Origin of the sequence: Streptomyces inhibens (assembly GCF_022221585.1) — a bacterium.
In the GTDB taxonomy this organism is placed as follows: domain Bacteria; phylum Actinomycetota; class Actinomycetes; order Streptomycetales; family Streptomycetaceae; genus Streptomyces; species Streptomyces inhibens.
Window position 1 is genome coordinate 4,428,843 of sequence record NZ_CP084681.1, and the last position, 14,639, is coordinate 4,443,481.

A 14,639-nucleotide genomic window follows, 5' to 3' on the forward strand; every position below is an offset into this window, starting at 1 on the left:
ACACTCAACGACGGTCACTCGAAAGAGTTACGGCTTCGGCGACCGAGTTCAGCACGCTCCGTAAGGAGCCGGATACGCAGACGACTCATCGCGCGGCCGGCATCCGCGCGTGCACCCTATGCCCTATTTGGCTCTCTTTCTTCCATTTTCGCGTTGACTATGACTAGATTCGCAATGAGTCATATTTACATCTACTTCGACAGTAGATGTACGGTCGTGAGCACCGAGCCCGAATCAGCATCGCTTCGAGGGGACAAGCAATGGCAGATTTCTCCCGCCTCCCGGGCCCGAACGCAGACCTCTGGGACTGGCAGCTGCTCGCCGCCTGCCGCGGTGTGGACAGCTCTCTCTTCTTCCACCCCGAGGGCGAGCGCGGAGCGGCCCGTAGCGCGCGTGAGACATCGGCGAAGGAGGTCTGCATGCGCTGCCCCGTGCGGGCCGAGTGCGCGGCGCATGCCCTGGCCGTCCGTGAGCCCTACGGGGTCTGGGGCGGACTGACGGAGGACGAACGCGAGGAGCTCATGGGCCGGGCCCGCCACCGGCTGATCCCCGCGACCTCCATGACCGGCCACGCCGGCGTCTCCGGCGCCTGAGCCTCGGGAGCGGATCGCTCCTGAAGAAACGTTCCTGCAGAGTTGTACGGCTGCGGGAGCACACGGCTGCGCACTTATATGGCGTGCGGCCGCAGGGTCACTCAGCCTCAGCGGCCCGCCGCGTCCGCCAGCTGGTCGAGCGTCGCCTCGACGGCGGGGACATGCGCCAGATCCGGCAGCGTGAGCGCGACGATCTCGCGGTGCACCGCAGGCTCCATCCGTACCGTCGTGGCCCCCTTGGGGCGCACCGACTCCAGCGTGAGCTCGGGCAGCGCGGCGACCCCCAGGCCCGCGCCGACCAGGCCGATCACCGCCGGATAGTCGTCCGTCGCGAAGTCGATACGGGGCGTGAACCCCGCGCTCTCACAGACCTCCACCAGATGCCTGCGGCAGCGGGGACAGCCCGCGATCCACGGCTCGTCGGCCAGCTCGGCGAACCGCACCGTGCCCGCCTTCGCCAGCCGGTGGCCGTCCGGCACCAGGCCGATCAGCCGGTCCGCCAGGATCGGCCGCACCACCAGGTCGTCCCACTCGGCGCCGGCCGCCGGGTCCGCGCCGCGCACCTCCGGATAGCGGAAGGCCAGCGCGATCTCGCAGTCGCCGTTGCGCAGCATCTCGATCGAGCGCGGCGGCTCGGCCTCGACCAGCGAGACCCGGGTGCCCGGGTGCGCGGCCCGCATCTTCGCCAAAGCGGTCGGCACCAGCGTCGAGCTGCCCGACGGGAACGACACCAGCCGCACTCGTCCCGCCCGCAGGCCCGCGATGGCCGCGACCTCTTCCTCGGCGGCGGTGAGCCCGGCCAGGATGCCGACGGCGTGCCGTACGAGCGCCTCGCCCGCCTGCGTCAGCCGCATCTCGCGCCCCGCACGGACCAGCAGCGGGGTGCCGGCGGACTGCTCCAGGGCCTTCATCTGCTGGCTGACGGCCGGCTGGGTGCAGCCCAGCTCGCGCGCGGCGGCGGAGAACGAGCCGGTCCTGGCGACGGCGCGCAGCACTCGGAGATGTCGGGCCTCGATCACGCTTCGAGCATAAGCGAATCTTGGGTCGACGGGGAAAAATTGGTTCGACGGTTTGGGGTGGGATGGTTAGCGTGAGAGGTGGCGGGGCTGGTCGTGGGCCCGGTGGCCGGAGTCCGACCGTGGGCCGGTGTGCGTTGCCCGGGCCCCTTTTCGTGGACGACGCGAAAGGAACGACGGAGGGCGTATGAAGCTGCTGACCGTGAACGTGGGGCGGCCGACACCGTCCGAGTACACCGACGCCGAGGGCGGCACGGGCATCGACAAGCGGCCCGTGGACGGCCCGGTGGCGGTCACCGCCCCCGGCCCCGAGGGCATCGGCGGCAGCGGGCTGGCGGGCGATGCGGTGGTCGATCTGCGCCATCACGGCGGCGACGACCAGGCCGTGTACGCCTACGCGCGCGAGGATCTGGACGACTGGCAGCGGGCGCTGGGCCGCGAGCTGCCCAACGGCTCCTTCGGCGAGAACCTCACCACCTCGGGCATCGAGATCACCGGCGCCCTCATCGGCGAACGCTGGCGGGTCGGCCCCCGGCTGCTGCTGGAGGTGACCTCGGGGCGGATCCCCTGCCGTACGTTCCAGGGGTGGCTCGGCGAACGCGGCTGGATCAAGCGATTCACCCAGGCCGCGGTGCCCGGCGCGTACTTCCGGGTGATCGAGGCGGGCGAGATCCGCGCCGGGGACACCATCGAGCGGGTGCACCGCCCCGGTCACGAGGTGACGGTCGGGCTGATGTTCCGGGCGGTGACCACCGAGCGGGAGCTGCTGCCTCGGCTGCTGGAGACGGGTGAGGCGCTGCATGCGGAGGCGCGCCGACGTGCCGTGAAGTATGTGGAGCAGCAAGGGAGTTGACCTCGCGGGCCGGGCGGGGAGGCGGCCTGGGGGCGGGCAGCGGAGCGCGCTCGGATCCGCAGGTGAGGTGGCGTGGCGCGCCCCGTACGCAGGGGGGCCGCGCACCACCGGGGGCTGGGGCTCCGGTGTCCTCCCCGGGGCGGATAGCGTTCCGGTATGACGACTGCATTGATCACGGGAGCGACGGCGGGCATCGGGGCGGCGTTCGCCCGGCGGCTCGCGAGCGACGGCCACAGCGTGGTGCTGGTGGCACGCGACGAGAAGCGACTGCGCGAGCAGGCCACCGAGTTGCACGACCGGCACGGCATCGAGGTGGAGGTGCTGAGCGCCGATCTGTCCACCGAGGACGGCATCGCCGCCGTCGAGGCGCGGCTCTCGGACACCAAGCACCCGGTCGATCTGCTGGTGAACAACGCCGGCTTCGGCAACAAGGGCGAGTACCTCGAAGTCTCGATGGCCGACGAGCTGACGATGCTCAAGGTGCACTGCGAGGCGGTGCTGCGGCTGACCACGGCCGGGGTACGCGGTATGCGGGACCGGCGGCGCGGGGCCGTGGTCAATGTGGCGTCGGTGGCGGCGTTCGTGCCGCGCGGCACCTATGGCGCGAGCAAGGCGTGGGTGGTGCAGTTCACCCAGGGCGCCGCGCGGGATCTGGCGGGCAGCGGGGTGCGACTGATGGCGCTGTGCCCCGGCTTCGTACGGACCGAGTTCCACCAGCGGGCCGGGATGGGGACGGACAACATCCCGGGGTGGATGTGGCTGGATGCGGACAAGCTGGTGGACGCGGCGATGAAGGACCTGGCGCGGGGGAAGTCGCTGTCCATTCCGGATCCGCGGTACAAGGCGTTGATGGGAGCGGTGAAGTTGGCGCCGCGTGGAGTCCTGGGCGGTCTGACGTCTCGTACGGGGCGGAAGTACGGGCCCCGCTAGGGCTGTGGCATCCCACGTTGCCGGGTGCGGCGCCGTTGGTTTTTTTGTCCGCTGCGCGGGGCTGTGGGTGCGGTGGCGGGCCGGAGGGGCTTGATGTGCGGACTGCTTCGCTTTACGTCCGCACATCAAGCCCCTCCGGCCCGCCCCCTCCCGTGGGTGGGTGGGGTAGGGCCAGGTGGGTGGTGGTGGCGTCGTCGTGCCACGTGACGTGGATTTCGTGGCCGGTGACGTGCGTTGTTGCCAGGGCCTGTACGGGGGCGGGGTCCGGATCCCCCGTCAGGGAGGCCAGAGCCACGAAGAGGGTGCCCCGGGGGTCTGCCGTGCTGGGGCCTTCAGGCGGGGAACTGCCCGCGCTTGACGGCAGCGACGAAAGAAGACCAGTCAGCGGCCGGGAAGACCAGCGCGGGGCCGTGCGGGGCTTTGCTGTCACGTACGGGGACGAGGCCGGGGATACCGGGGGCTACTTCGATGCAGTTGCCGCCGTCGCGGTCGCTGTAGCTGCTCTTCATCCAGGTGGGCGCCACTTCGATGCAGTTGCCGCCGTTGTCGCCGCTGTAACTGCTCTTTATCCAGATCGCCGCGCTGAGGTCGTGTCTGTCCATGGTCCCCGTACCCTTCCATCACGTCGCTGATCAGAGCGGCCGAGTCGCGGGCTGACAGAGCGTCGGCCCGGAGCACATCATAGGTCTGGCCATGACGGGCGTAGACGGTCGGATCGTCGTTGAGATGGCCGCGATCCAGCGACTCCGAGTAGACCCACTGGTCTCCGTCGGGCAGCGTGATCAGCGACATGGAGGTCTTGGGGCGAATGAGTCCGGAAAGAGCGGCCGGGGCGACCTGAATGCGCATGTTGGACCGCTGCCCGACCTCCAGCAGGTGTGCGCACTGACTACGCATGACGGCCGCACTGCCCACCGCGTTACGCAGACAGCTCTCGTCCAACACCGCGACGTACAGCGGGCCGCCCGGGGCCAGAAAGCGCTGCTGACGGCTTAGCCGCGCCCTGACCAGCTTCTCCACCTCGTCGTCGCTCGCGATCGAGGAGAACAGCGCCCATGCGTACTCCTCCGTCTGCAACAGCCCCGGCATGACCTGAGCCTGATACTCGCGCAGGGTGACGGCTTCGGCGTCCAACTCCGCGCGCCGCTCGAACCAGTCTGGATGCTCGGCCTCGGGGTACCAGTCGATGCGAGCCCACAAGCGGAGCAACATCCCACCTGCATCGAGCAGTTCGTCACACGCCTTGGCAAAGGTGTCCTGCGGTACGCGGGTGCCTGCCTCGACGCGTGCCACGTGCGAGCGGTCGCACGGGACCTTGTGCGCCAAGGCTTCCTGGGTGAGGCCTGCTGCCTCCCGGTGATGCTTCAGCACCTCGCCGAACACGGCGGCCGTGGTGGCCGCCGTTCCCCCCGTGGCGTTGCGTCGGTTCACGGCATCCCCTTCGTGACAGTTGGCAAATGTCACGCGCTCAGCGTTGTGACCGGACATCTCGCTGAGCAACGATGAATGCACCCAGAGTAAGGGGCCGTTCGGCCGATTTCGGCCTGTTTCCGCATGCCAAGACCCCCGCGACGTTGGTGGACGTCCGGGGGCGTGGCCATCAACCCAGAGTGGGGATTGACAACATGCACCACGCTATCCGTCTCTTCGAGTCGCTGCTACGCCTGTTACTGCCCGCGACGGGGCGTCATCGGCCGACCGATGCGTCGCCGCGCCCCGTGAGGTGCGCGAACGTGCCGAGGTCGGCGCGGCACCGCGCCCCCGCACGCCACACGGAGCTGCTGCAAGGTGAGGACTCCGCCCTCGTACGCCCGTACCTGGTCGCGTATGAGCGGCAGCAGTGTTGTGAGCGGCTACAGCGGATTCACGCTGTGGAGGTGGCGGCCGCGTGGTGACCTACGACCGGAACGCCACCTCCGCACCCGTGCCCGGCCTGCGGCTGCTGCCGTGGGAGAGCGATACCGGGAAGCCGTGTTTCCTGTCTCCGGACGGCAGCCGGAGCGCGCTGTCCCGGATCGCTGACGAGATCGAGGCGGACCAGCTGCGCGACGGCGCCGACGTGGCCGAGGGCGCACAAGCCGTACTGGACGACCGCAAGGCCGGGGAGTACGCGCTACGGCTCGCGCTGCGGGCGGCGACGCAGGCCCTCGTGGCTGTGGTGCGCGTGGCGGACAGCCGGGGTGCGCGGCTGTCCGTCCCGGGCGACTCCCCCGCGCGCACGGACTCCCCGCCCGATGGGCGGGGCACTGTAGAACCCGAGCTGCCGGCAGCGTCACATGACGACGACCGCCGGGCGACCGCGAGCACCGCGAAGGAGCACCGGTACCAGCATGCACCCCACCCCTGACAACACGCCCGGACCTGCGAAAACCCCGCCCCGGCGGCCCGCCCTGCTGCTCTCCATGGGCCCCGGCATCGCGGAGCGGCTGCTTGACGCCCGTCACCACATCCGCCTCGCGGAGCTCGCCCGCACCAACTCCCGTCTGGTCGCCCATGAGTTGGCCGACCCCGCGCCCGAGGTGGCCGCCGCCCTCGCCGATGCCGAGGTTCTCCTCACCTGCTGGGGCGCCCCGCGGCTCACCGACCGGGTGCTGGACACGGCCCCCCGGCTCCGTGCCGTCGTCCACGCCGCCGGATCGGTCAAACACCACATCACCGAAGCCTGTTGGAAGCGCGGTATCGCCGTCGCCTCGGCGGCTTCCGTCAATGCGCTGCCCGTCGCCGAATACACCCTCGCCGCGATCCTCTTCGCCAACAAGCGGGTCCTGCACAGCGCCCGCCGCTACCGCACCCTGCGCACCCCGCACGACTGGCACCACGAGCTGTCCGGCGCCGGCAACTACGGCCGGACCGTCGGCATCATCGGCGCCTCCCGCATCGGCCGCCGTGTCATCGAGCTGCTGCACCCCTTTGACCTGCGCATCCTGCTGCACGACCCGTACGTCGACGCCGCCGAGGCCTGCCGGCTGGGCGCGACGCCGGTCTCCCTCGCCGCCCTCTGCGCCGACAGCGACATCGTCACCGTGCACGCTCCCCAGCTGCCCGCCACCCACCACATGCTGGGCGCCCGCGAACTCGCGCTGATGCCGGACGGCGCGACCCTCATCAACACCGCCCGCGGCTCGCTCATCGACGAAACGGCCCTGCTTGCCGAGCTGGTGACCGGCCGTCTGCACGCGGTCCTGGACGTCACCGATCCCGAACCGCCGCCCCCCGACTCCCCGTTGTACGACCTCCCGAACGTCCTGCTCACCCCGCATATCGCTGGCTCCCTGGGCGGCGAACTCCACCGCATGGCCGACCGGGCGCTCGACGAGGTGGCGCGGTTCGCGTCCGGTCTGCCCTTCATGGACCCGGTGCACCCGGCGGACCGGAACCGCTCCGCCTGACCCCATCAAGAGCCGCATTCCTCACTAAGATGGACGTATCAAGGCATCTTGGCTCTGCGCATCGCGCCCAGCCCATAAGGGAGGCGCCATGAAATTCGTACAAATAATCGACTACAAGACCGAGCGGCCCGAGGGCATGAACGAGCTCATGGACAAGTGGGTCGAACAGACCAAGGGCAAGCGGACCGCCACCCACAGCCTCATCGGCAAGGACCGGACCGACGCGTCCCACTTCGTCGAGATCGTCGAATTTCCTTCGCACGAAGAGGCGGTGAAGAACTCCCAGCTGCCGGAGACCGACCGGATCTTCCGGGAGATGACGGAGCTCTGCGACGGAATGCCGTCGTTCACCGACCTCGACGTGGTCCGGGACGAACAGTTGAACACCGCAACCGCCCGCCGGTTCTTCCACGAGATCGCCGTCGGGGGCAACCTCGACGCCATCGACGAGCTGTTCGCGGCCGACTACCGGGACCACGACGTCATCAAGGAGGAGGAGACCACGGTCGGGTCCGACGTCCTCCGCGGCGACGTCACCTCCTGGCGGGCCGCCTTCGACTTCACCATCAACCTCGAAAGCCAGATCGCCGAGGGCGACGACGTCGTGACGCGCTGGACCTGGACCGGCACGCACAAGGGCGAGTTCATGGATATCCAGCCGACCGGCAAGGTGTGCACCATGACCGGGGTGACGACCTTCCGGTTCCGCGACGGAAAGATCCAGGAAGGCTGGTGGCACTACGACCTCGTACGCCTGATGCGGCAGCTCGGCGCGCTCTGACCGGGCCATCGAGAGCTCAGGCGGCAAGCGGAAGGCCCCTGTTCCCGTCGCTCACGAGCGGGAACAGGGGCCTTTTGGCCGGTTACGCGGCTACCCGGCGGTCATGCCTCAGTGGGAGTGACCGTGCCCGTGACCGTGACCGGCCTCGGCCTCCTCGTCCGCGGGCTTCTCGACGACCAGGGTCTCGGTCGTCAGGAGCAGCGAGGCGATCGACGCGGCGTTCTCCAGCGCGGAGCGGGTGACCTTGACCGGGTCGATGACGCCGGCCTTGACCAGGTCGCCGTACTCGCCGGTGGCGGCGTTGAAGCCGTTGCCCTTCTCCTGCTCGGCGACCTTCGCGGTGATGACGTAGCCCTCAAGGCCGGCGTTCTCCGCGATCCAGCGCAGCGGCTCGACGACGGCGCGGCGGACGACGGCGACACCGGTGGCCTCGTCGCCCTCCTTGCCGAGGGAGCCCTCCAGCACCTTGGCGGCGTGGACCAGCGCGGAGCCACCACCGGAGACGATGCCCTCCTCGACCGCGGCGCGGGTCGCGGAGATGGCGTCCTCCAGACGGTGCTTCTTCTCCTTGAGCTCGACCTCGGTGGCCGCACCCACGCGGATGACGCAGACGCCACCGGCGAGCTTGGCGAGGCGCTCCTGGAGCTTCTCGCGGTCCCAGTCCGAGTCGGTGGACTCGATCTCGGCCTTGATCTGGTTGACGCGGCCGACGACGTCCTCGGAGTTGCCGCCACCGTCGACGATGGTGGTGTCGTCCTTGGTGACGGTCACACGGCGGGCGGTGCCGAGCACGTCCAGACCGGCCTGGTCGAGCTTGAGGCCGACCTCCTCGGCGATGACGGTGGCACCGGTGAGGGTGGCCATGTCGCCGAGCATCGCCTTGCGGCGGTCACCGAAGCCGGGAGCCTTGACGGCCACGGCGTTGAAGGTGCCACGGATCTTGTTCACGACCAGGGTCGACAGGGCCTCGCCCTCGACGTCCTCGGCGATGATCAGCAGCGGCTTGGAGGCGCCGGCCTGGATGATCTTCTCCAGCAGCGGCAGCAGGTCCTGGATCGAGGCGATCTTGCCCTGGTGGATCAGGATGTACGGGTCGTCGAGGACGGCCTCCATACGCTCCTGGTCGGTGACCATGTACGGCGAGAGGTAGCCCTTGTCGAAGGCCATGCCCTCGGTGAAGTCCAGCTCCAGCCCGAAGGTGTTGGACTCCTCGACGGTGATCACACCGTCCTTGCCGACCTTGTCCATCGCCTCGGCGATGAGCTCGCCGACCTGCGTGTCCTGCGCGGACAGGCCGGCCACGGCGGCGATGTCGGACTTGTCCTCGATCGGGCGGGCGGTCGCGAGGAGCTCCTCGGACACGGCCTTGACGGCGGCGTCGATGCCCTTCTTCAGCGCGGCCGGGGAGGCGCCCGCGGCGACGTTGCGCAGGCCCTCGCGGACCAGCGCCTGGGCCAGCACGGTGGCGGTGGTGGTGCCGTCACCCGCGATGTCGTTGGTCTTGGTCGCCACCTCCTTCACGAGCTGGGCGCCCAGGTTCTCGTACGGGTCCTCGACCTCGACCTCACGGGCGATGGTGACACCGTCGTTGGTGATGGTCGGGGCGCCGAACTTCTTGTCGATGACGACGTTGCGGCCCTTGGGGCCGATCGTCACCTTGACCGTGTCGGCAAGCTTGTTGACGCCGCGCTCAAGGGCGCGACGGGCGTCCTCGTCGAACTTCAGGATCTTCGCCATGGGTTGCTTCAAGTCCTCTCAATGCGATCCTCGGCCACGACGTGGGGACCGCTGTCGCTCAAACGAACTGCGCCCCTGCCCCGGGTTGTTTAGACGCGGGAACCAGGGGCGCAGATCACGGCAAAACTGGTGACTTACTTCTCGACGATCGCGAGAACGTCGCGAGCCGAGAGGACGAGGTACTCCTCGTTGTTGTACTTCACCTCGGTGCCGCCGTACTTGCTGTAGAGCACGACGTCGCCGACCTTCACGTCGAGCTCGACGCGCTTGCCGTCCTCGATCCGGCCCGGGCCCACGGCCAGGACGACGCCCTCCTGGGGCTTCTCCTTGGCGGTGTCCGGAATGACCAGGCCCGAGGCCGTGGTCTGCTCGGCGTCGAGCGGCTGGACCACAATGCGGTCCTCAAGCGGCTTGATGGCAACCTTGGAGCTGGTGGTCGTCACGATCCGACCTCCCCCTTCGGAGATCTCACGGGGTTAACTGTCTGAGGTGGCGACCAGGTGGATCCGTCGTCGCGGGTGCCGGACCTGCCCGTCGCTGTGTCTGGCACTCCCCACTGGAGAGTGCCAACGCCGAGACTATGACGCGGTTAGCACTCGGTCAAGCGGAGTGCCAGCGCGGCGGGGGGTGCGTCCCGTGACGCCGGTTGACCCGCCGTACGGTGCCGCCGTCCGCGGGCGCCCACCGTCCGCCGTTTTCGGCCGTCAGCGGCCATCTGTGGCGGGATCGGGGCGGGTTGCCGGGCGGCCGCCGGGGCGGTTCCGTGCCAAATCGGACACACCTTCCCCTTCCCTCGCAACCAGCTCACCGGCTGCCTCGTCTACCTCCCCGACTGCCGAGCCGTCCAACCGGGCTCAGCCCGGCCGGCTCGCGGCCAAGACGATCGATGGCGGAGGAATCCCGTGCGTGGACTGACCAGCGTTCCCCGGGGGGCCGGGGAGCCGGAGAGCGATGCCGAGCGCACCATGACGTTCGCCGCGCTGGCACAGGCACCGAACCGCCGGAAGACCGAGGCCTGGCTGCTCGCGTTCGTCGTCCTGATCGCGGTCTTCGGCTATGCGTACACCGGCCTGTCGATGACCGGCCGGCTGCCCGGCGGGCTGGCCGGCTTCGCCGTCAGCATGTTCTTCGTGGCGCTGGTCCCTCATCTGGTCCTGCGCCGCTTCGCGCCGCGCGCCGACCCGTTGATCCTGCCGGTGGCGACGCTGCTGACCGGAATCGGCCTGGTGCTGCTGCACCGCCTCGACGTCACCTACGCGCAAACCCCCCGGCTGAAGATCGCCGAGGCGGCGAGCGGCCAGCTGGTGTGGACGGTGATCGGGGTGGCGGTCTGCATCGCCATCCTGCTGGTGCTGCGCGATCACCGCATTCTGCAGCGCTACATCTATCTGACGATGGTGGTCGCGCTCGTACTGCTGATGGCGCCGGCCTTCTTCGGCGCCGACATGTACGGCGCCAAGCGCTGGATTCTGCTCGGGCCGCTGTCGCTGCAGCCCGGCGAGTTCGTAAAGATCATGATCTCGGTGTTCTTCGCCGGCTATCTGACCGTCAACCGCGATGCGCTGGCGCTGTCCGGACGCCGTGTCATGGGCGTCCAACTGCCCCCGGGACGGCAGCTCGGGCCGATCTTCACGATCTGGGTGATCAGCCTGCTGGTGCTGGTCTTCGAACGGGACCTGGGCACCTCGCTGATCTTCTTCGGGGTCTTCGTGATCATGCTCTACATGGCCACCGAGCGCACCAGTTGGGTGCTGTGCGGGCTGGCCATGGCCACGGTCGGCGCCACCGTCGTCGGCTCCATAGAGCCGCACGTCAAGGGCCGGATCATGGCCTGGCTGCACCCGATGGACATCTTCCTGCCCAAGGACCAGCGACCGCCGGGGCTGATCTCCGAGCAGGCCGCGCAGGCGCTGTTCAGTTTCGGCAGCGGCGGCATCGCGGGCAGCGGACTGGGCCAGGGCCACCCCGAGCTGATCGGCTTCGCCGGCAACAGCGACTTCATCCTCACCACGGTCGGCGAGGAGCTGGGGCTGGCCGGGGTGATGGCCATGGTGATGCTGTACGTGCTGCTGGCGCAGCGCGGGCTGCGGGTGGGGCTGACCGCCCGCGACCCGTTCGGCAAGCTGCTCGCGGTCGGGCTCTCCGGGGCGCTGCTGCTCCAGGTCTTCGTCGTCGCCGGCGGTGTCACCGGTCTGATCCCGCTGACCGGCAAGGCCCTGCCGTTCCTCGCCAAGGGCGGCTCGTCGCTCGTCGCGAACTGGGTGATGGTGGCGCTGCTGCTGCGGATCAGCGACAGCGCCCAGCGCCGACGGGAGCCGGTCGGCGCGGGAGCCGACCGGCCACCACGACGGTGGCGCGGCCGCCGGGAACGCTAGGGTCTGTCCGACGGGTCAGGGCCGGACAGACCCTGGAGCGGCGGATCGATATGCCCTGGGATCCCTCGCCCCGTACCCCCGGGCGTACTCCCGGGCCTCGTCACCTGGCCCACAATGGTGCAGGTGACCGACCTCGACACCTTCTCCGCGCTGCTCGCCCCCGAGGGGCAGGCGCTGCTGGCCGAACTGCGGGACCACGATCCGGCGGACGAACTGGCGGCCGCGACCCGGCTGCGCCGTGACCACCCCGCGCCGCTGGTCTCCGCGGCGCTCGGCCAGGCCCGGCTGCGGCAGCGCGCGGCGGCGAAGTTCGGGGCGGACGCACGGCTGATGTACTTCACGCCCAACGGCGTCGAACAGTCCACCCGCGCCACGGTCGCCGCCCACCGCGCCACCCGCCTCGCCGCGCTGGGCGTCCGTACGCTGGCCGACCTCTGCTGCGGGATCGGCGGCGACGCGATCGCGCTGGCCCGGGCCGGGATCCGCGTGCTGGCCGTCGACCGGGACCCACTGGCCTGCGCCGCGGCACGGGCGAACGCCGAGGCGCTGGGGCTCGCCGGGCTGATCGAGGTGCGCTGTGCGGATGTGACGGAGGTGGACACCGCCGGCTACGACGCGGTGTTCGTCGATCCGGCGCGGCGCAGCAAGGTCCGGGGCGGGAGAATCTTCGATCCGGAGGCGTATTCGCCGCCGCTGTCATGGGCCGTGGAGGCGGCCCGTACGGCCCCGTTCGCGGCGCTGAAGATCGCGCCGGGGGTGCCGCACGACGCACTGCCCGACGACGCCGAGACGGAGTGGATCTCGGACGGGGGCGAGGTCAAGGAGGCCGTGCTGTGGTTCGGGACGGCGGGGGGCGGCGCGGCCGGTCCGACCTCCGGCGCGCGCCGCGCGACCCTGCTTCCGTCCGGGGACTCGCTGCTGGGCGCCGGGCTGCCCGACCCTGAGCCGGGTCCCGTCGGGGACTGGCTGTACGAGCCGGACGGTGCGGTGATCCGTGCCCATCTCGTCGCGGATGTCGCCCGGCAGGTCGACGGGCGGCTGATCGATCCGACGATCGCGTACATCACCGCGGACCGGCTGACGGAGACGGTGTATGCGACCGCCTACGCGATCACCGATGTGCTGCCGTTCAACGTCAAGAAGCTGAAGGCGCTGCTGCGCGAGCGCGAGATCGGCATCGCGGTGATCAAGAAGCGCGGCTCCGCGGTCGAGCCGGAGGAGCTGCGCAAGAAGCTGAAGCTCGGCGGCGGCCGCAACTCCTGCACGATCTTCCTGACGCGCGTCGCCGGCGCCCCCACGATGCTGCTGGGGCACCCGGCGGCGGAGGCCTCTTAGGGGCGCTCACGCCAGGTCGGTGAGGTCCTCGGCGTAGATCTGGGAGAGCGGCTGCGGGCCGATGTACTGCTGGCAGGTGCACTGGCCCGCTTCGTACTGCACCGGCTTGTGGTCGGCGTCCCAGGCGACCGCGATCTCCACCAGCTCATGACACTTGCCCTTTTTGTCATGCTTGGCGAGGTGATGGGTGCAGCCGCACACCGGCTCCGGCGGCTTCTGGGCCGCCTCCAGCGCCTGCCGCTCCATCCGGGCGGACTCCAGGCGCTCCATCTTGCGCTCATGGCGGGTGCGCAGCGCCGTACGGGCGGTGTCGGCCACCTTCGCGAAGCCACCCGCCATGAAGAAGATGAAGACCCACCAGAACCAGTCCACAGCCTGCCGCCTCCCCACGTGCGCCCCCGGTGCCGCTCCAGGGTAAGACCTCGGGGCGGCCGCGGGGGCCGGAGGGCGGCGCGGTTGTCACCGATCCTCAGAAGCTGGTCACTGGTAGAGGTTCTGCTTGCTCATCTCGTGGACGTGGTCATGGCCGTGGTCATGGCCGTGACCGTGGTGAGCGGGATCGTCCGCGGGGTCCTCCGCGGGCACATGCGGTTCGGTGACCGGGAGCGAGGAGTCCGCGGACAGGTCCCAGGCGGAGGCCGCGCGTCCGCGCGCCACCATCTCCGCGCCCAGCGCCGCGACCATCGCGCCGTTGTCGGTGCACAGCTTGGGCCGCGGCACCCGCAGGGTGATACCGGCGTCCTCGCAGCGGCGCTCGGCCATCGCCCGCAGCCGGGAGTTGGCCGCGACCCCGCCGCCGATCATCAGGTGGTCCACGCCGTTGTCCTTGCAGGCCCGGACGGCCTTACGGGTCAGCACATCCACCACGGCCTCCTGGAAGGACGCCGAGACATCCGCCACCGGCACCTCCTCGCCGGCCGCCCGCTTCGCCTCGATCCAGCGGGCCACCGCCGTCTTCAGACCCGAGAAGGAGAAGTCGTAGACCGGGTCGCGGGGGCCGGTCAGACCGCGCGGGAAGCGGATCGCGTCCGGGTTGCCCTCGCGTGCGTAGCGGTCGATGACCGGGCCGCCGGGGAAGCCGAGGTTCAGCACCCGGGCGATCTTGTCGAACGCCTCGCCCGCCGCATCGTCGATCGTCGAGCCCAGGGGGCGTACGTCGGCGGTGATGTCGGGCGCGAGCAGCAGCGAGGAGTGGCCGCCGGACACCAGCAGGGCCATCGTCGGCTCGGGCAGCGCGCCGTGTTCGAGCTGGTCGACGCAGATGTGCGAGGCGAGGTGGTTGACGCCGTACAGCGGCTTGCCGAGGGCGTAGGCGTACGCCTTGGCGGCCGAGACGCCGACCAGCAGCGCGCCGGCCAGGCCCGGTCCCGCGGTGACCGCGATGCCGTCCAGGTCGCTCGCCGCGATGCCGGCGTCCTTCAGCGCCCGCTGGATGGTGGGGACCATCGCCTCCAGGTGGGCCCGCGAGGCCACCTCCGGCACCACGCCGCCGAAGCGCGCGTGCTCGTCGACGCTGGAGGCGACCGCGTCGGCGAGGAGGGTGTGGCCGCGGACGATGCCGACACCGGTCTCGTCGCAGGAGGTCTCGATGCCGAGGACGAGCGGTCCGCCGCGTGAGTCAGCCATGAGT

14 protein-coding genes and 1 pseudogene are annotated in these 14,639 nt (G+C 70.1%); 8 read left to right on the forward strand and 7 right to left on the reverse strand.

The window, feature by feature from the left end:
* The first annotated feature begins 260 nt into the window (after positions 1-260).
* Positions 261-593 (forward strand): WhiB family transcriptional regulator, encoded by a 333-nt coding sequence (locus tag KI385_RS20100; RefSeq protein WP_238573555.1) that lies wholly within the window; start codon positions 261-263, stop codon positions 591-593.
* Positions 594-700: 107 nt separating this feature from the next.
* Here KI385_RS20100 and KI385_RS20105 read toward each other — a convergent pair whose 3' ends face one another.
* Complete coding sequence (locus KI385_RS20105; RefSeq protein ID WP_238573557.1) at positions 701-1,612, reverse strand: LysR family transcriptional regulator; 912 nt, start codon at positions 1,610-1,612, stop codon at positions 701-703.
* A gap of 184 nt (positions 1,613-1,796) precedes the next feature.
* Here KI385_RS20105 and KI385_RS20110 point away from each other — a divergent pair, with 184 nt between their 5' ends.
* The gene (locus KI385_RS20110; protein WP_238573559.1) at positions 1,797-2,462 is read left to right on the forward strand and encodes an MOSC domain-containing protein; all 666 of its coding nucleotides are present in this window, start codon (positions 1,797-1,799) and stop codon (positions 2,460-2,462) included.
* A gap of 156 nt (positions 2,463-2,618) precedes the next feature.
* A complete protein-coding gene (locus tag KI385_RS20115; protein WP_238573561.1) occupies positions 2,619-3,392 on the forward strand; it encodes an SDR family NAD(P)-dependent oxidoreductase in 774 nt (257 codons plus the stop codon).
* Positions 3,393-3,724: 332 nt separating this feature from the next.
* Here KI385_RS20115 and KI385_RS20125 read toward each other — a convergent pair whose 3' ends face one another.
* Together KI385_RS20125 and KI385_RS20130 are read right to left on the reverse strand one after the other, a co-directional pair.
* Entirely contained in the window at positions 3,725-3,994 is a 270-nt protein-coding gene (locus KI385_RS20125; RefSeq protein ID WP_238573564.1) for a DUF397 domain-containing protein, read from the reverse strand.
* Between the two features lie 37 nt (positions 3,995-4,031).
* Positions 4,032-4,880, reverse strand: a pseudogene (locus tag KI385_RS20130) (helix-turn-helix domain-containing protein); the annotation flags it as partial.
* Positions 4,881-5,280: 400 nt separating this feature from the next.
* On the opposite strand from KI385_RS20130, the gene KI385_RS20135 reads away from it, so the two are divergent.
* The 3 genes from KI385_RS20135 to KI385_RS20145 all read left to right on the forward strand — a co-directional run bounded on the left by KI385_RS20135 (position 5,281) and on the right by KI385_RS20145 (position 7,562).
* A complete protein-coding gene (locus KI385_RS20135; protein WP_342593463.1) occupies positions 5,281-5,739 on the forward strand; it encodes a hypothetical protein in 459 nt (152 codons plus the stop codon).
* Positions 5,723-6,781, forward strand: coding sequence for a hydroxyacid dehydrogenase (locus KI385_RS20140; RefSeq protein ID WP_238573565.1), 1,059 nt, complete (start codon positions 5,723-5,725; stop codon positions 6,779-6,781). Before KI385_RS20135 ends, KI385_RS20140 begins: the two co-directional genes overlap by 17 nt.
* A gap of 88 nt (positions 6,782-6,869) precedes the next feature.
* A complete protein-coding gene (locus tag KI385_RS20145) occupies positions 6,870-7,562 on the forward strand; it encodes an ester cyclase (RefSeq protein ID WP_238573566.1) in 693 nt (230 codons plus the stop codon).
* Between the two features lie 108 nt (positions 7,563-7,670).
* On the opposite strand, the gene groL is transcribed toward KI385_RS20145, so the two are convergent.
* Positions 7,671-9,299, reverse strand: coding sequence for a chaperonin GroEL (gene groL / locus KI385_RS20150; RefSeq protein ID WP_238573567.1), 1,629 nt, complete (start codon positions 9,297-9,299; stop codon positions 7,671-7,673).
* Positions 9,300-9,433: 134 nt separating this feature from the next.
* Positions 9,434-9,742 (reverse strand): co-chaperone GroES, encoded by a 309-nt coding sequence (groES, locus tag KI385_RS20155; protein ID WP_128507137.1) that lies wholly within the window; start codon positions 9,740-9,742, stop codon positions 9,434-9,436.
* Positions 9,743-10,264: 522 nt separating this feature from the next.
* Here groES and KI385_RS20160 point away from each other — a divergent pair.
* Entirely contained in the window at positions 10,265-11,674 is a 1,410-nt protein-coding gene (locus KI385_RS20160) for an FtsW/RodA/SpoVE family cell cycle protein (RefSeq protein ID WP_238577765.1), read from the forward strand.
* Positions 11,675-11,788: 114 nt separating this feature from the next.
* Positions 11,789-13,009, forward strand: a complete 1,221-nt coding sequence (locus KI385_RS20165; protein WP_238573569.1) for a THUMP-like domain-containing protein — start codon at positions 11,789-11,791, stop codon at positions 13,007-13,009.
* 6 nt (positions 13,010-13,015) lie between these two features.
* Here KI385_RS20165 and KI385_RS20170 read toward each other — a convergent pair whose 3' ends face one another.
* Together KI385_RS20170 and tsaD are read right to left on the reverse strand one after the other, a co-directional pair.
* Complete coding sequence (locus tag KI385_RS20170; protein ID WP_238573571.1) at positions 13,016-13,381, reverse strand: hypothetical protein; 366 nt, start codon at positions 13,379-13,381, stop codon at positions 13,016-13,018.
* Positions 13,382-13,489: 108 nt separating this feature from the next.
* Positions 13,490-14,635, reverse strand: a complete 1,146-nt coding sequence (gene tsaD, locus KI385_RS20175; protein WP_238573573.1) for a tRNA (adenosine(37)-N6)-threonylcarbamoyltransferase complex transferase subunit TsaD — start codon at positions 14,633-14,635, stop codon at positions 13,490-13,492.
* Positions 14,636-14,639: the final 4 nt, after the last annotated feature.